The sequence below is a fragment of the Mesorhizobium sp. 2RAF21 genome, assembly GCF_052115345.1.
GTDB classification, from domain to species: Bacteria; Pseudomonadota; Alphaproteobacteria; order Rhizobiales; family Rhizobiaceae; genus Mesorhizobium; species Mesorhizobium terrae.
Genome location: NZ_JBFRGM010000010.1, coordinates 86,577 through 102,221 on the forward strand (window position 1 = coordinate 86,577; position 15,645 = coordinate 102,221).

14 protein-coding genes are annotated in these 15,645 nt (G+C 63.8%); 7 read left to right on the forward strand and 7 right to left on the reverse strand.

Features of this window, described 5'->3' with window-relative positions; all coding sequences use genetic code 11:
• Positions 1-29: 29 nt before the first annotated feature.
• Positions 30-1,196, reverse strand: a complete 1,167-nt coding sequence (locus AB4136_RS17605) for a cystathionine beta-lyase (protein WP_024924866.1) — start codon at positions 1,194-1,196, stop codon at positions 30-32.
• Between the two features lie 401 nt (positions 1,197-1,597).
• Here AB4136_RS17605 and AB4136_RS17610 point away from each other — a divergent pair, with 401 nt between their 5' ends.
• The 5 genes from AB4136_RS17610 to AB4136_RS17630 all read left to right on the forward strand — a co-directional run bounded on the left by AB4136_RS17610 (position 1,598) and on the right by AB4136_RS17630 (position 6,699).
• Positions 1,598-2,629, forward strand: a complete 1,032-nt coding sequence (locus AB4136_RS17610; RefSeq protein WP_024924867.1) for an amino acid ABC transporter substrate-binding protein — start codon at positions 1,598-1,600, stop codon at positions 2,627-2,629.
• 63 nt (positions 2,630-2,692) lie between these two features.
• On the forward strand, positions 2,693-3,880 hold the full coding sequence (locus tag AB4136_RS17615; RefSeq protein ID WP_024924868.1) for an amino acid ABC transporter permease: 1,188 nt from the start codon (positions 2,693-2,695) through the stop codon (positions 3,878-3,880).
• Positions 3,881-3,884: 4 nt separating this feature from the next.
• Entirely contained in the window at positions 3,885-5,042 is a 1,158-nt protein-coding gene (locus AB4136_RS17620; protein ID WP_024924869.1) for an amino acid ABC transporter permease, read from the forward strand.
• A gap of 46 nt (positions 5,043-5,088) precedes the next feature.
• Positions 5,089-5,892 carry an amino acid ABC transporter ATP-binding protein gene (locus tag AB4136_RS17625; RefSeq protein ID WP_024924870.1) on the forward strand — a complete coding sequence of 268 codons (804 nt, stop codon included), beginning with the start codon at positions 5,089-5,091 and terminating at the stop codon, positions 5,890-5,892.
• 111 nt (positions 5,893-6,003) lie between these two features.
• Positions 6,004-6,699, forward strand: coding sequence for a TIGR02117 family protein (locus AB4136_RS17630; RefSeq protein ID WP_036254813.1), 696 nt, complete (start codon positions 6,004-6,006; stop codon positions 6,697-6,699).
• 27 nt (positions 6,700-6,726) lie between these two features.
• Here AB4136_RS17630 and AB4136_RS17635 read toward each other — a convergent pair whose 3' ends face one another.
• Together AB4136_RS17635 and AB4136_RS17640 are read right to left on the reverse strand one after the other, a co-directional pair.
• A complete protein-coding gene (locus AB4136_RS17635) occupies positions 6,727-7,935 on the reverse strand; it encodes an FAD-dependent monooxygenase (protein WP_036254816.1) in 1,209 nt (402 codons plus the stop codon).
• A gap of 22 nt (positions 7,936-7,957) precedes the next feature.
• On the reverse strand, positions 7,958-8,203 hold the full coding sequence (locus AB4136_RS17640) for a zinc-finger domain-containing protein (protein ID WP_024924871.1): 246 nt from the start codon (positions 8,201-8,203) through the stop codon (positions 7,958-7,960).
• A gap of 145 nt (positions 8,204-8,348) precedes the next feature.
• On the opposite strand from AB4136_RS17640, the gene AB4136_RS17645 reads away from it, so the two are divergent.
• Positions 8,349-10,544, forward strand: coding sequence for an RNA degradosome polyphosphate kinase (locus tag AB4136_RS17645; RefSeq protein WP_024924872.1), 2,196 nt, complete (start codon positions 8,349-8,351; stop codon positions 10,542-10,544).
• On the forward strand, positions 10,544-12,079 hold the full coding sequence (ppx, locus tag AB4136_RS17650) for an exopolyphosphatase (protein WP_137900488.1): 1,536 nt from the start codon (positions 10,544-10,546) through the stop codon (positions 12,077-12,079). Before AB4136_RS17645 ends, ppx begins: the two co-directional genes overlap by 1 nt.
• Positions 12,080-12,086: 7 nt before the next feature.
• Here ppx and AB4136_RS17655 read toward each other — a convergent pair whose 3' ends face one another.
• The 4 genes from AB4136_RS17655 to AB4136_RS17670 all read right to left on the reverse strand — a co-directional run bounded on the left by AB4136_RS17655 (position 12,087) and on the right by AB4136_RS17670 (position 15,496).
• Positions 12,087-12,488, reverse strand: coding sequence for a DoxX family protein (locus tag AB4136_RS17655; protein ID WP_024924874.1), 402 nt, complete (start codon positions 12,486-12,488; stop codon positions 12,087-12,089).
• Positions 12,489-12,636: 148 nt separating this feature from the next.
• The gene (locus AB4136_RS17660) at positions 12,637-13,056 is read right to left on the reverse strand and encodes a DoxX family protein (RefSeq protein ID WP_024924875.1); all 420 of its coding nucleotides are present in this window, start codon (positions 13,054-13,056) and stop codon (positions 12,637-12,639) included.
• Positions 13,057-13,178: 122 nt separating this feature from the next.
• Positions 13,179-14,576, reverse strand: a complete 1,398-nt coding sequence (gene fumC, locus AB4136_RS17665) for a class II fumarate hydratase (RefSeq protein ID WP_024924876.1) — start codon at positions 14,574-14,576, stop codon at positions 13,179-13,181.
• A gap of 143 nt (positions 14,577-14,719) precedes the next feature.
• Positions 14,720-15,496 carry an NIPSNAP family protein gene (locus tag AB4136_RS17670; RefSeq protein ID WP_024924877.1) on the reverse strand — a complete coding sequence of 259 codons (777 nt, stop codon included), beginning with the start codon at positions 15,494-15,496 and terminating at the stop codon, positions 14,720-14,722.
• Positions 15,497-15,645: the final 149 nt, after the last annotated feature.

Here is a 15,645-nt window from a genome sequence, read left to right on the forward strand (position 1 = left end):
GACGCCGCCGCTTGCCTCCGCTCTGGCCCTCAAGCCGACGCCGCTGCCGCAAGCCCGGCGGTCAGGTCCGCCTTGATGTCGGCGACATCCTCGAGGCCGATCTGCAGGCGGATCAGCGGGCCTTCATAGCGGGTGGAAACGGTGCGGTCGCCAAGGAAGACCGGAACCGCCAGGCTCTCGAAGCCGCCCCAGGAATAGCCAAGGCCGAAAATCTTCAGCGCGTCGAGGAAGGCATGCGCCTGTTTCTGGCCGCCGCCGGCCAGCACGATCGAGAAGACACCGCTCGAACCGGAAAAATCCCGCTTCCACAGCGCATGGTCAGGGTGGCTGGGTAGCGCCGGGTGCAGCACGCGCGCAACGCCGGGCTGACCTTCCAGCCATCGTGCGATATCGAGCGCGCTCTTGCTGTGATGTTCCAGCCGCACGCCCATCGTACGCAGGCCGCGCAGCACCTGATAGACATCGTCTGGCGCGGCGCAGCAGCCCAGCGCGTCGAATGCTTCGCGCAAGCGCGGCCAGCAGGCCTCGTTGGCGGAAACCGTACCCAACAGCACGTCGGAATGGCCGGCCGGATATTTGGTGGCGGCATGGATCGAGATGTCGACGCCGTGGTCGAGCGGCTTGAAGTAGAGCGGGGTCGCCCAGGTGTTGTCCATCATCACGACGGCGCCGGCGGCGCGCGCCACCTTGGCGATGGCGGGAATGTCCTGCATCTCGAACGTGTTCGAGGCCGGCGATTCGGTGAAGACGATCTTGGTGTTGGGGCGCAGCAGCGCCTTGATGCCGGCGCCGACATGCGGGGCGTAATATTCGACATCGATGCCCAGTCGCTTCAGCATATTATCGGCGAAATGGCGGGTCGGGTGATAGACGCTGTCGACGATCAGCACATGGTCGCCCGCCGAGGCGAAAGCCAGCAGCGGCACGGTCACCGCGGCGAGGCCCGACGGCACCAGGATGGTGCCGGCCGATCCCTCGAGTTCGTCGATGGCGGCTTCCAGTGCGTCCGTCGTCGGCGTGCCACGCGTGCCATAGGTGTATTTCTGGCCGCGCGCCGCCATGGTGCCGGCGTCCGGGTAGAGCACGGTCGAGCCGTGCACCACGGGCGGGTTCACGAAACCGAAGAAGTCGCGCGGGTTGTTGCCGCTATGGGCAAGCCGCGTGTTGATGCCCCACTTGTCGTTCTTCTTCGTCATGATCCTGCCGCCAGTTGAAGTCCCGAAGGGATAGTTCGCCAGCGACGGCTGCGCAACTGCCTGGACACCGCCAGTTTCACGCTTCGGATGGACCAAGCACGGTCAGGTCTTTGCTGTGATTTTGCACAGTTTTCGACCCGGAATTTCATCAAGCTGCCGAACTGTTCGGCGGTGCGACAGCATCTGTGCCGGACGCCCGATCTTATTTGCTTGCCGACCGCCACCTTTCGGTCATTTTCCTTGACCTCACGGGAATTATCGCCTTCGATGCCTTTCGTGAACGGGAGCAGCTCGTGCGCCGGCTTTTGAAGCCGCGTTCCTGAAGTGGGCTGGAACGGCCGGCTGTGTTCGCACAAACAATCGGGGAATGCGCCCGATCAACAGAAAAGGGTCTGTGGGTCATGAAACATATTGCAATCGGCATTCTGGCAGCAGCGACCGTCGGTCTGATGGCTTCCGCGGCTTCTGCTGCCACCACGCTGGAAGCCGTCAAGGCGAAGGGCTTTCTGCAATGCGGCGTCTCGACCGGCCTGGCCGGTTTCTCGGCGCCGGACGACAAGGGCGAATGGAAGGGGCTCGATGCCGATTTCTGCCGCGCCGTGGCGGCCGCTGTCTTCGGTGACGGCACCAAGGTCAAGTTCACGCCGCTGTCGGCCAAGGAGCGTTTCACCGCGCTGCAGTCGGGCGAAATCGACCTCCTGTCGCGCAACACCACATGGACGATCAACCGCGACACCGCGCTCGGCCTGAATTTCGTCGGCGCCACCTATTATGACGGCCAGGGCTTCATGGTGAACGCCAAGAAGCTGCCGGGCGTCAATTCCGCGCTGCAGCTGTCGGGCGCCGCGGTGTGCGTGCAGTCCGGCACCACCACGGAGCTCAACCTCGCCGACTACTTCAAGGCGAACAAGATGGAGTACAACCCGGTCGTCTTCGAGAAGCTCGAAGAGGTCAACGCCGCCTATGATGCCGGCCGCTGCGACGCTTACACGACCGACCAGTCCGGCCTCTACGGCATTCGCCTGACGCTGTCGTCGCCGGCCGACCACGTCGTGCTGCCGGAGATCATCTCCAAGGAGCCGCTCGGCCCGGCCGTTCGCCAGGGCGACGACCAGTGGTACCACATCGTCAAGTGGACCTATTTCGCCATGTTGCAGGCCGAGGAACTCGGCATCACCCAGGCCAATGTCGAGGAGATGAAGGCCTCGGGCGGTCCGGAAATCAAGCGCGTGCTCGGCCAGGAAGCCGACACCAAGCTGGGTACCGACCTTGGCGTGACCAACGACTGGGTCGTCAACATCGTCAAGGCTGTCGGCAATTACGGCGAAATGTTCGACCGCAATGTCGGCGCCGGCAGCCCGCTCAAGATCGCGCGCGGCCTGAATGCGCTGTGGACCAAGGGTGGCCTGCAATACGCACCGCCGATCCGCTGATCGTGAATCCCGTCCGGAAGGTGGCTCGTCCACCTTCCGGTAATTCACCCAGAGGATGATCCAATGGCATCGCAGGAAGTCCTTAGCGAGGCGCCCAGCCGGGGCTCCTTGATCAATGACCCGAAGGTTCGCGCCATCTTCGTCCAGGTCGTCGTCGCCCTGGCGCTGATACTTGGGGTCTGGTGGATCGTCGGCAACATGATCGACAATCTCCAGCGTCTGCGCATTGCGTCGGGCTTCGCCTTTCTCAACGGGCGCGCCGGTTTCGACATTTCCGACAGTGCCATCGCCTATACGTCGGATTCGACCTATGGCCGCGCCATCATCGTTGGCCTGATCAACACGGCCATCGTCGCCGCGGCCGGCATCGTCACCGCGACCCTCATCGGTTTCATCGTCGGCATTGGCCGGCTCTCGAAAAACTGGCTGATCGCCAAGATCTGCACGGTCTATGTCGAGCTGTTCCGCAACATCCCGCCGCTGCTGGTCATCTTCTTCTGGTATTTCGGCGTCTTGTCGGTACTGCCGCTGCCGCGCGACAGCATCGGATTGCCGTTCGGATCGTTCCTCAACAGTCGCGGCTTCTATTTCCCGCGCGCCGTATGGGGCGAGGGCTCGTGGCTGATCCTGCTCGCCTTGGTGCTGGGCATCGCCATGTCCTGGTTCGTGGCGCACCGCGCCCGCCAGCGCCAGATGGTGACCGGCCAGCAGTTCCCGGTGTTCTGGACATCCGTTGCGCTGATTGTCGGCCTGCCCTTGCTCGCCTTTGTCGCCAGCGGTTTCCCGCTGTCGTTCGACATGCCGAAGAAGTCGACCTTCAACCTGACGGGTGGCTTCCAGGTGAAGCCGGAGTTCCTGTCGCTCTATCTGGCGCTGTCCTTCTATACGGCGGCCTTCATCGCCGAGATCGTGCGCGCCGGCATCAAGGGTGTCAGCCGCGGCCAGACGGAAGCGGCCGGCGCGCTGGGATTGCGGTCGGGGCCGATCCTGCGGCTGGTCGTCGTTCCACAGGCCATGCGCATCGTCATCCCGCCGCTGACCAGCCAGTACCTCAACCTGACCAAGAATTCGTCGCTGGCCATCGCCATCGGTTATCCGGACCTGACGGCAACGACCGGCACGGTGCTCAACCAGACCGGCCAGGCGGTCGAATGCGTGCTCATCATGATGGCGGTCTATCTCGGCCTCAGCCTGATCACCTCCGCGGTGATGAACTGGGTCAACGCCAAGATGGCGCTGGTGGAGAGGTAGGCCCATGGCACAGAGCGATCTTTCCTGGGTTCGCACCGAGATGGCGCAGCCAATGCCGGCGCCGGCCGGCGAATATGGTCTCGGCGCCTGGGTGCGCAAGAACCTGTTCGCCTCGGTCGGCGATTCGATCCTGACCGTGATCGGCCTTTTTCTGGTCGCCATGATCCTGCCGCCGCTCATCAATTGGGCCTTCATCCACGCGGTCTGGTCCGGCGCCGACCGCACGGCCTGCGCCACGGTCGCGCAAGGCGGCGTGCAGCCGGACGGCTGGTCCGGCGCCTGCTGGGCGTTCGTCAACGCCAAATTCGGCCAGTTCATGTTCGGCCGCTATCCGTTCGAGGAGCGCTGGCGTCCCATCCTTGCCGCCGTTCTGTTCGTGGCGCTTTTGGTGCCGCTGCTGATCCCGCGCGTGCCACGCAAGGGCCTGAACGCGGTTCTGCTCTTCTTCGTGCTGCCGATCGTCGCCTTCGTCCTTCTGGTCGGCAACATGTTCGGCCTGCCGCATGTCGAGACGCCGCTGTGGGGCGGTCTGCTGGTCACGCTGACGCTGTCTTTCGTCGGCATCGCCGTTTCGCTGCCGATCGGCATTCTTCTGGCGCTCGGGCGGCGCTCGAAGATGCCGGTGGTCAAGATGCTGTGCGTGATCTTCATCGAGACGATCCGCGGCGTGCCGCTCATCACCGTGCTGTTCATGGCCAGCGTTATGCTGCCCCTGTTCCTGCCGGCGGGCGTCACCTTCGACAAGTTCCTGAGAGCCTTGATCGGCGTGTCGCTGTTTGCCGCCGCCTATATGGCGGAAGTGGTGCGCGGTGGCCTCCAGGCCATCCCCAAGGGACAATACGAGGGCGCCGATTCGCTCGGGCTGCGCTACTGGCAGAAGATGTACTTCATCGTCCTGCCGCAGGCGCTGAAGCTGGTCATTCCCGGCATCGTCAACACCTTCATCGGCATGTTCAAGGACACCAGCCTGGTCTACATCATCTCGATGTTCGACCTGCTCGGCGTCGTGCGCCAGAACTTCTCCGACGCCAACTGGGCCACGCCGCAGACGCCGGCTTCCGGCCTAATTTTCGCGGCGGCGGTATTCTGGCTGTTCTGCTTTGGCATGTCCCGCTATTCTATCTTCATGGAACGCCGGCTCGATACCGGTTACAAACGCTGACCGCCTGCCGGTCACCGTCAGGAATCAATCAAGGGGAACTCGGCTTATGGCCACAGAAAATACAGTCAGCGCGGAAGAGCTGAAGGTCAACACCAACAAGATGCATATCTCCGACACCGATGTCGCCATCGAGATCGTCGGCATGCACAAATGGTATGGCGAGTTCCATGTGCTGAAGGACATCAATCTAAAGGTGATGCGCGGCGAGCGCATCGTCATCTGCGGTCCGTCGGGCTCGGGCAAGTCGACCATGATCCGCTGCATCAACCGGCTGGAGGAACACCAGAAGGGCAAGATCATCGTCGACGGCAAGGAGCTGACCAACGATCTGAAGAAGATCGACGAGGTGCGCCGCGAGGTCGGCATGGTGTTCCAGCACTTCAACCTGTTCCCGCATCTGACGATTTTGGAGAACTGCACGCTGGCGCCGATCTGGGTGCGCAAGATCCCGAAGAAGCAGGCGGAAGAGACCGCCATGCATTTCTTGAAGCGCGTCAAGATCCCGGAGCAGGCGCACAAATATCCGGGCCAGCTGTCGGGCGGCCAGCAGCAGCGTGTGGCGATCGCGCGCTCGCTGTGCATGAACCCGCGCATCATGCTGTTCGACGAGCCGACCTCGGCGCTCGATCCCGAAATGATCAAGGAAGTGCTGGAGACGATGGTCGGTCTTGCCGAGGAAGGCATGACGATGCTGTGCGTGACCCACGAGATGGGTTTTGCGCGCAAGGTCGCGAACCGTGTGATCTTCATGGACCAGGGCCAGATCGTCGAACAGAACACGCCGGTCGAGTTCTTCGACCACCCGCGCCACGAGCGCACCAAGCTCTTCCTCAGCCAGATCCTGCACTGATCGCCTTGGTGCTTTTCAGATCGGGCCCCGCCGCTTGCCGGCGGGGCCTTTTTGTTGGCCGCCGGTCGGCCGAGCCGTCATGTCGGACAGGATCATGATGAAGGTGCAACGGTGAGAACGGCTGTTCGCTGGATCGTCCGGCTTCTGGCGCTGGTTGCCGTTGCAGCCGCGCTCGGCACGCTGCTCCCGCGCCCGCTTTGGCGTACCGACGACGGCGGTGGCCAGGCGACGCGCCGCATTTATGTCCTCTCAAATCCGATCCACACCGACATCGCCATCCCGGTCGATGCCGCGCTGCTGGAGCGGTTTCGGTTCTTGTCCGGGGACGGCATTCCGATAGGCGGCGAGGGCGTCCGCTATCTGGTCTTCGGCTGGGGCGGTCGTGCCTTTTATCTGGAAACGCCAACCTGGTCGCAGCTGAAACCAGCGCCGGTCCTGAAAGCTCTGACCATGGATGCCTCGGTCATGCATGTCGACGTCGCCGGCACCATTCCCGAACCGCATCCGGCCGTCGCCGGCTACGATATCTCCGAGCCGCGTTTTTCCGCTCTGCTCGATTTCATCGAGGCGAGTTTCGCGCGCGGACAGGGTGGCCCGGTTTTCATTCCGGGTGCTGGCTATGCGGCCACGGATGGGTTTTATGAAGCCAATGGCGCCTTCAACGCGCTTGTCGGCTGCAACACCTGGACCGCCAAAGCGTTGCGCATCGCCGGTCTCAGGACCGGCTGGTGGAACCCGCTGCCATGGTCGCTTGGTCTCTCGATGCAGCTCTACAACCACGATCAGGCCCGGACAGCACGCCCATAGGGCAGTTTCCGCGTGTGGATACCTGACTTACGGCGCCTGCCAGCCATAGAGCCAGTCGAGATCGGCGGCCAGGCGCTCGCCCGAGCGCAATTTGAGCACCATATTGCGCGCCAGCGCGACCGGCCCCGCCGCGTTCCAGGCCATATGGTTGAGCGCGCCGCGCCGGGTCACCTTGGCGACGCGCGGCTTGCGCTGCAGTTCCCAGCGGGCCAGCGCCTCGCCCATCGCACCTGGCGTTTCGGCAACGCTCGCGGCCAGCGTCGCTGCGTCCTCGATCGCCATGCCGGCGCCTTGCGCGGCGAAGGGCGTCATCGCATGCGCGGCGTCGCCGATCAGCGCGATCCCGGCCGGGTCGGTCCAGGCGGCGCGCTGGTCGACCGCATGGAGCGGCCAGGCGAGCCACGGCCCGGCGGCGTCGATGAGTTGCCTCAAGCCGGGCGCCGCGCCGTTCATCGCTTTCGCCAGGATCGACGGATCGCCTCGACCCGACCAGCCTTCGGCTATCCTCTCGCCTTTGGTGAAGGCGACGAGATTGATCGCCGCACCGGCGCTGACCGGATAGGCGATCAGATGGAAATGCGGATTGAGGAAGGCGTTGACGCAGCCGTCGGTGCTGAGTGTCGCAAACAACCGGCCGGCCGCGCTCTCCACCTTCACGGTGGTGCGCCAGGCAAGCTCACCGGTGAAGCGGCTGTTGCCGGCAAGGCCGTCGCGCCGGCGCATCGCCGACCAGACGCCGTCGGCACCGACCGCGAGGTCTGCCTGCGCCGTGTCCGTTTTGCCATCGCGCTCGATCCGCGCGGTCACGCCATCATTGCCGGTCTCGACCGAGGTGATGCGCGCGCCGGTCACCAGCCGGATGCCGGCGGTAGCGCCGGCTTGGGCGACTAGCGCGTCTTGCAGGTCGGCGCGATGGGCGGTCAGGTAAGGCGCCTGCCAGCGTTGTTCGGCGGAGGAGCCAAGCGGCACGCGCGCCAGTTCCTTCAACGCGGCGGCATCCCTGAGCACCACAGCCTCTGGCCGCACCGCCGACGGCAGCAGGCGCTCGAGCACGCCGAGCCTGACCAGGATGCGGGTGGCATTGGGGGAGAGCTGGAGGCCGGCGCCGACCGCCTCGATGCGTTCGGCCTGTTCGAATATGTCGACCGCGAAACCGCGCTGCGCGAAAGCCAGAGCGGCCGTCAGCCCGGCAATGCCGCCGCCGGCGATCACGATGCGGCGGCGTGCCTCCATCATCGGGCTCGGGCTGGAAGCCGCCTCAGGCGGCGCGGTCGATATAGAGGCAGCCGGCCGGAACGGTTTCGGTTGCCTTCAGCTTGGCCGAATAGCGATAGAGCGTCGAGCAGTAGGGGCAGACCTTCTCGTCGTCGCTGCCGAGGTCGAGGAAAACGTGCGGATGGTCGAAGGGCGGGTTGGCGCCGACGCACATGAATTCCCGCACGCCGATCTCGATTGCCGCGTGCCCCGCGTCGTTCTGGAAGTGGGGGATGGAACCGCCGGCCATTTTCGTCTCCTTCAGCGCGTACGACATGCGTTTGAAGCATATCCGTGCTCTTTGCAAGTTCGATGAAATGAAACTGTCGCAAAAGGATGGCACACGCTAAATTGAGCCGGTTAAGCGGCGCGCGCCTCGGGAGAGAACAAGAGACATGAACGAACTCAAGCCGGTCCAGGCCGACTTCATCAACGTCGAGACGGTAAGCGTCGAGGGTGGCAATCCCGACCGCTTCGTCAACCGGGAGTTCTCCTGGCTGCAGTTCAACCGCCGCGTTCTGGAAGAATCGTTCAATCCGCATCACCCGCTGCTGGAGCGGGTCCGCTTCCTGTCGATCTCGGCCGCCAACCTCGACGAGTTCTTCATGGTGCGCGTCGCCGGCCTCGCCGGCCAAGTGCGCGAGGGCATCGTGCTGAAAAGCCCAGACGGACGCACGCCCGAGCAGCAGCTGGAGCAATTGCTGCGCGAAGTGGAGCGGTTGCAGGAAGACCAGCAGAAGAGCCTTTCGGCGCTGATGGAGCTGCTCAACAAGCAGGGCATCGAGACGATCGCCGGCGACGCGCTGACCAAGGACGAGCGGATCTGGCTGGAAGACCATTTCCAGGAGCAGGTGTTTCCGGTGCTGACGCCGCTGTCGATCGACCCGGCGCACCCGTTCCCGTTCATTCCCAATCTCGGCTTCTCCATCGCGCTGCAGCTCAGGCACCGCAAGAACGGCGAGGCGATGAGCGCGCTTTTGCGTCTGCCGCAGGCGCTGCGGCGTTATGTTCGCCTGCCGGACCGCAAGGGCCATGTCCGCTTCATTTCGCTGGAGCAGGTGGTCGGCCTCTATATCGGCAAGCTTTTCCCGGGCTACGAGGTCAAGGGATCGGGCACCTTCCGCATCATCCGCGATAGCGATATCGAGGTCGAGGAAGAGTCCGAGGATCTGGTGCGCCTGTTCGAGACAGCGCTGAAGCGCCGGCGCCGGGGCTCCGTCATCCGCATCGAATTCGACAATTCCATGCCCGAGGAATTGCGCGATTTCGTCGCCGGCGAACTCGGCGTCTCGTCCGGCCGCATCAGCGTGCTGACCGGCCCGCTGGCGCTCAGCCAGATTTCAGAAATCGTCTCTGTGGCGCGCGACGATCTGAAATTCGTGCCCTACAATCCGCGTTTTCCCGAGCGCATTCGCGAGCATGGCGGCGATTGCTTCGCGGCGATCCGCGAGAAGGACATCGTCGTCCATCACCCTTACGAATCCTTCGACGTGGTCGTGCAGTTCCTGCGCCAGGCGACGGCCGACCCTGAAGTGGTGGCGATCAAGCAGACGCTTTACCGCACCTCCAACGACAGCCCGATCGTGCGAGCCCTGGTCGATGCCGCCGAGGCCGGCAAGTCTGTCACCGCGCTGGTCGAATTGAAGGCGCGTTTCGACGAGGAGGCCAACATCCGCTGGGCGCGCGACCTTGAGCGCGCCGGCGTGCAGGTGGTGTTCGGCTTCCTGGAACTGAAGACACACGCCAAGATGTCGCTGGTGGTGCGGCGCGAGGACGGGCGGTTGCGCAACTATGTGCATCTCGGCACCGGCAACTATCACCCGATCACCGCGCGCATCTATACGGACCTGTCCTTCTTCACCACCGATCCAGGCATCGCGCGCGACGTGGCGCAGATCTTCAATTTCATCACCGGTTATGCCGAGCCGACTGGCGAAATGCGCCTTGCCTTGTCGCCCTACACGCTGCGCAGCCGCATCCTCGGCCATATCGGCGAGGAGATCGAACATGCCCGCAACGGCCACCCGGCGCGCATCTGGATGAAGATGAACGCATTGGTCGATCCGACCATCATCGACGCGCTCTACGATGCCAGCCGTGCTGGCGTCGAGATCGACCTGGTCGTGCGCGGCATCTGCTGCCTGCGGCCACAGGTGCCGGGGCTTTCGGAGAACATCCGTGTCAAATCGATCATCGGCCGCTTCCTCGAACACAGCCGCATCTACTGCTTCGGCAACGGCCACGGGCTACCGTCCGACGACGCCATCGTCTACATTTCCTCCGCTGACCTGATGCCGCGCAATCTCGACCGGCGCGTCGAATGCATGGTGCCGATCACCAATCCAACTGTGCATGAACAGATCCTCGGCCAGATCATGCTGGGCAACATCATGGACAACCAGCAAAGTTTCGAAGTATTGGCCGATGGTACCTCGCGGCGCGTCGTGCCCGACGAGGGCGAGGAACCGTTCAACGCGCAGGAATATTTCATGACGAATCCGAGCCTGTCGGGACGCGGTGATGCCTTGAAATCGCACGCGCCCAAGCGAATCGCGCAGTTCAAGCGCCGCAAGAAGGACATGGCCGGCTGATGATGGCCGTGTCCCAGGGACGGCTGCAGGACCGCCGCCCGCTGTCGATCATCGATATCGGTTCCAACTCGATCCGCCTCGTCGTCTATGAGGGGCTGGCGCGCTCGCCGACCGTGCTGTTCAACGAGAAGATGCTGGCCGGCCTCGGTCGCGGCATCGTCTCTACCGGCAAGCTGGACCCGGAGGCGGTCACCCGCTCGATGGAGGAATTCCGCCGCTTCCGCGCGCTGTCAGAGCAGGCCGGCGCCGAGCGCATGTATGTGCTGGCAACAGCCGCCGCGCGCGAGGCCGTCAACGGGCCGGACTTCATCCACCGCGCCGAACAGGTGCTGGGCACCGAGGTCCATGTGCTGAGTGGCCGCCAGGAGGCCTATTATTCGGCGCTCGGCGTCATTTCCGGCTTCCATCCCGCCAACGGCATCGCTGGCGACCTTGGCGGCGGCAGCCTGGAACTGGTCGACATCGATGGCGAGGTGATCGGCGAGGGCATCACGCTGCCGCTCGGCGGCCTGCGCCTCCAGGACATGGCCAAGAATTCGCTCGCCCAGGCGGCCCGCATCGCCAAGATCGAACTGGCCAAGGCGAAGCTTCTGAAGGGCGGACAGGGCAGGGCTTTCTACGCCGTTGGCGGCACCTGGCGAAATCTGGCGCGCCTCCACATGGAGATGAACAACTATCCGCTCGGCGTGATGCATCACTACGAGATCGAGATCGACAGCGCCATCGCCTTCCTCAAGCAGGTCGCCCGGGGCGATGTCGAGAAGGTCAAGGGCATCGAGGGCGTGTCGAAGAACCGCCGTTCGCTGCTGCCCTATGGCGCCGTCGTGCTGCAGGAAATCCTCACCGACATGCAGCCGTCGAAGATTATCGTTTCAGCGATCGGCGTGCGCGAAGGCTATCTCTATTCGCTGCTCGACGAGACCGAGCGCAAGGCCGACCCGTTGATTTCGGCGGCCGAGGAACTGGCCAAGCTGCGCTCGCGTTCGGTCACCCACGCGCATGAACTGGTCGACTGGACCTGCAAGGCCTTCGAGACCTTTGGCATTGACGAGACGGCGGACGAGGCACGCTACCGGCGCGCGGCCTGCCTGCTTGCCGATATCGGCTGGCGTGCGCATCCCGAATATCGCGGGCGGCAATCGCTCAACATCATCGCGCATGCCTCCTTCATCGGCGTCGACCACCCCGGCCGCGCCTTCCTGGCGCTGGCCAATGCCTATCGCCATGAAGGTGTCTTCAACGAAAACATCGCGCCTGAGATCAAGGCGCTGGCGACGCCGCGCTATCTGGAGCGGGCGCGCATCCTGGCGGCGATGATGCGGGTGGTCTATCTGCTCACCGCTTCGATGCCGGGCGTCATGCCCCGGTTGCGTTGGGAAAGTCGTGGCAACGGTGCCTTGGCGCTGATCATCCCGGCCGATCTTGCCGACCTTTACGGCGAACGCCCGGCCGGGCGTCTCGCCCAACTCGCCAAGATCACCAACCGCCGCCTTATCCTCGCCGTCGAGGGCGGCCCCAGCGTGGTGGCCAAGTAGCGCTGCTTCAGCCGCGCCTGCCGTCAATCGAGAATGCACCGGCACCGACCGCCGCCAGGGCGAGGAAGCCGCCGGCAATGGCGATATCCTTCATCAGCATCTGCGTGTGCAGGAAGGTGAGCGTCGGGTCGCCGTCGCCATGGCCGTAGTGGCCGAGAAAACCGGCAACGATGCAGAACACCGAAAACAGCGCCGCAGCAAACCGCGTTTGCAGGCCGAGAAGGATGGCGAGCCCGCCAATCAGTTCGAACAGGCCGACACCCCAAGCGGCGAGCGCCGGCATCGGCAGGCCAAGCCCGGCGAAATAGCCGGTCGAACCCGGGATGTTGGTGAGCGTCTGCAGTCCGGCGGGAACGAAGAGGGCGGCCAGAAGCAGCCTGGATAACAAAAGCGGAATAGCGCTGGGCATTTCGTCCTCCCTTCGGTGCGGCCTTCCCGATGCCGGCCATGGTCCGAATGTAGCATCGGCTGCGAAGGCATGGATAAAGCGACAACGAAAAAGGGCGCGGAAATCATCCGCGCCCTTCGTCTCGTCAGGTCTGGGAGGACCGTTTGGTTCAGCCGCGACGACCGTCGATCGAGTAGGCGCCGGCGCCGAGGATGGCGAGCAGCAGGAAGCCGCCGGTGATCGCGAGGTTCTTCTGCAGCATCAGCGGGTTGAGCGCCTGCGAGAAGTCGAGATGGGCGACAGCGGTGGCGCCCAGCGTGAACAGCGCCAGCACGATCGCGGCGATGCGGGTCTTGAAGCCGACCAGGATCGACAGGCCGCCGAGCAGCTCGATGAGACCGACGATAACAGCGGTGACCGTCGGTGCCGGCAGGCCGAGGCTGCCGAAGAAGCCGGCGGTGCCGGCAATGGCGGTCAGCTTGCCGAAGCCGGCGAGGATGAACAGGATGGACAGGAGAATGCGGCCGACGAGGATGACGCCGGAAGCATTCGAGGCTACGCCGGAAGCGGCGGAAGTGTTGACGGACAAGGTACTACCCTCCATGGCAAGCGTTCGTCAGGAACGCGATGATGGAAAGATAGCGAAACTTCAGCGTTCACTGAAGAGGGCTGACCGGCAACACATCGTTCACAGATGCGCTACACCGCCCATCATCCGGGATGCGTCATGTCCTCCGGCTTCACCAGGCGGTCGAAATCGGCGTCGCTGACATAGCCGCCGCCGACGGCTTCCTGGCGCAGCGTGGTGCCGTTCTTGTGCGCGGTCTTGGCGATCTTGGCGGCGTTGTCGTAGCCGATCGTCGGCGCCAGCGCCGTCACCAGCATCAGTGAGCGATTCAGCGCGTCCTTGATGTTGTCCTCGCGGGCTTCGATGCCGACCACGCAATTGTCGGTGAAGGAGATAGCCGCATCCGACAGCAACTGCACCGATTGCAGGAAGTTATAGGCCATCAGCGGGTTGTAGACGTTGAGCTCGAAATGGCCCTGACTGCCGGCGAAGGTCAGCGCGGCATTGTTGCCGAACACCTGCACGCAAACCTGGGTCAGCGCCTCGCACTGCGTCGGATTGACCTTGCCTGGCATGATCGAGGAGCCCGGCTCGTTTTCCGGCAGCGACAGTTCACCGAGGCCCGAGCGCGGGCCGGAGCCGAGGAAGCGGATGTCGTTGGCGATCTTGAACAGGGCGGCGGCGGCGGCGTTGATGGCGCCGTGCGAGAACACCATGGAATCATGCGCGGCCAGCGCCTCGAATTTGTTCGGCGCCGAGGTGAAGGCGATGCCGGTGATCCTGGCGATGTTCTCGGCGACCTTTTCGGCGAAGCCAATCGGCGCGTTCAGCCCGGTGCCGACGGCGGTGCCGCCCTGCGCCAGTTCCTGCAGGCCCGGCAGCGTCAGTTCGATGCGCTTGATCGAGGAGGCGACCTGCGCGGCATAACCGCCGAATTCCTGGCCGAGCGTCAGCGGCGTTGCATCCTGCGTGTGGGTGCGGCCGATCTTGACGATGTGGTCGAAGGCCTTCGCCTTGGCATCGAGCGCGGCATGGAGATGCTTCAGTGCCGGCAAAAGGTCGTGCACGATGCGCTCGGCGCAGGCGATGTGCATGGCCGTCGGATAGGTGTCGTTCGAAGACTGGCTCATATTGACGTGGTCGTTCGGATGCACCGGCTTCTTGGAGCCCATGACACCGCCGAGCATTTCGATCGCCCGGTTGGAGATCACTTCGTTGGCGTTCATATTGGATTGCGTGCCCGAACCGGTCTGCCACACCACCAGCGGGAAATGTTCGTTCAGCTTGCCGTCGATGACTTCCTGGGCGGCCTCGACGATGACCTTGCCGAGCGCCGGGTCGAGGCGGCCGAGCGCCATATTGGTTTCCGCCGCCGCGCGCTTGACGATGCCGAGCGCCCGCACCACCGAAAGCGGCTGCTTTTCCCAGCCGATCTTGAAATTGCCCAGCGAACGCTGCGCCTGCGCACCCCAATAGCGATCGGCGGCAACCTCGATCGGGCCGAACGTATCGGTTTCGGTTCTGGTCTTCTGCGCGCTCACTGCTTCTCTCCGGTTTGCTGAGATGGCAAGGGCGTATCGCGTTGCACAATGGGCTTCAAGCGAAGAATGCGCGGTGCGGCAAACCAAATCGGTTGAAGCCGCAAGGGGCGTCGAAGCCCTATTCCGGGCGCCCGCCGCATGCGTCAGCGCAGAAGCGACCGAGACGTAGGCGTCAGCCGCAAATGCTCTGCCGGCTTCGTTTCGTATGGTTGAACAGAGCCAAGGAAATCCCGCCATGACGGCGCGGCTGCTGCGCGCGCGTGGGCGTCGATGCTCTCGAAGCGGCTGAGATGCACGAAGACGGTTTCGCCGATGCGCACCGGCAGGCGCGGGAAACTGTTCTCGGCCGGCTCGATGACAAAAGCGGCGAGGGGCGTTGCACCCTGTTCCGCGAGGAGGGATGCGGCCTCATTCCTGAAGCGCGCAACGAACGCGGCTACGCTTTCAGGGTTCAAATAATGAATCGTCGCCGCAACGAGCGGGGATATCTCGTTGTTTCTGTTCGATTTCAACGAAGTCTCAAGCGGATACAACGCTGCTCGTTCGCAGAAGGCCGGGGCGAAACCGGCGCCCGGCCAGGCCGGCCGCAGCAGCAGCACATTGTCGGAATCGATCATTGTCGCATTGGCGGCATCGCGGTGCGCCGCCCACACCGGGCCGTCATAGAAAGCGGCCAGCGCCTGTCTGCGCCTGTCCATCGACGCGAAACCGCGCAGCCACACGAACATGTCCGGACGGTCGAGATCACGGAACTGGCCGATGACGGTCATGCCGGCCGCGTCCTGCGGCTCGACGAAATTGCCGTCGAAAATATCGATCAGCGTTTCGCGCTGGCCGGGCACCAGCGTGTACTGCCGCAACTCGATGACAGGCAGAAGGTCGGCCGGTACGGCGCTGGTCGCTGAATGGCTGGTGTTCACGATATTCCTCCGGAATTGCAAAACAGGGCGGTTGCCCTGTTTGATAAACAAACCGGTTGCCCTGTTTTGTCAACATGGTAGTTTCCTCGCGAGGATGCCTGCTGACATTCGGCCTGAGATGGCCGCCAATGCGTCCCTGGGCCTCGACC

Excerpts from the sequence above, each read along its gene's own strand:
- AB4136_RS17625 (WP_024924870.1), top strand. The coding sequence starts at position 5,089 with ATGGCCACAGAAAATACAGTCAGCGCGGAAGAGCTGAAGGTCAACACC.
- AB4136_RS17610 (WP_024924867.1), top strand. The coding sequence starts at position 1,598 with ATGAAACATATTGCAATCGGCATTCTGGCAGCAGCGACCGTCGGTCTG.
- AB4136_RS17645 (WP_024924872.1), top strand. The coding sequence starts at position 8,349 with ATGAACGAACTCAAGCCGGTCCAGGCCGACTTCATCAACGTCGAGACG.
- AB4136_RS17640 (WP_024924871.1), bottom strand. The coding sequence starts at position 8,203 with ATGGCCGGCGGTTCCATCCCCCACTTCCAGAACGACGCGGGGCACGCG.
- AB4136_RS17635 (WP_036254816.1), bottom strand. The coding sequence starts at position 7,935 with ATGATGGAGGCACGCCGCCGCATCGTGATCGCCGGCGGCGGCATTGCC.
- ppx (WP_137900488.1), top strand. The coding sequence starts at position 10,544 with ATGATGGCCGTGTCCCAGGGACGGCTGCAGGACCGCCGCCCGCTGTCG.
- AB4136_RS17620 (WP_024924869.1), top strand. The coding sequence starts at position 3,885 with ATGGCACAGAGCGATCTTTCCTGGGTTCGCACCGAGATGGCGCAGCCA.
- AB4136_RS17655 (WP_024924874.1), bottom strand. The coding sequence starts at position 12,488 with ATGCCCAGCGCTATTCCGCTTTTGTTATCCAGGCTGCTTCTGGCCGCC.
- AB4136_RS17605 (WP_024924866.1), bottom strand. The coding sequence starts at position 1,196 with ATGACGAAGAAGAACGACAAGTGGGGCATCAACACGCGGCTTGCCCAT.
- AB4136_RS17615 (WP_024924868.1), top strand. The coding sequence starts at position 2,693 with ATGGCATCGCAGGAAGTCCTTAGCGAGGCGCCCAGCCGGGGCTCCTTG.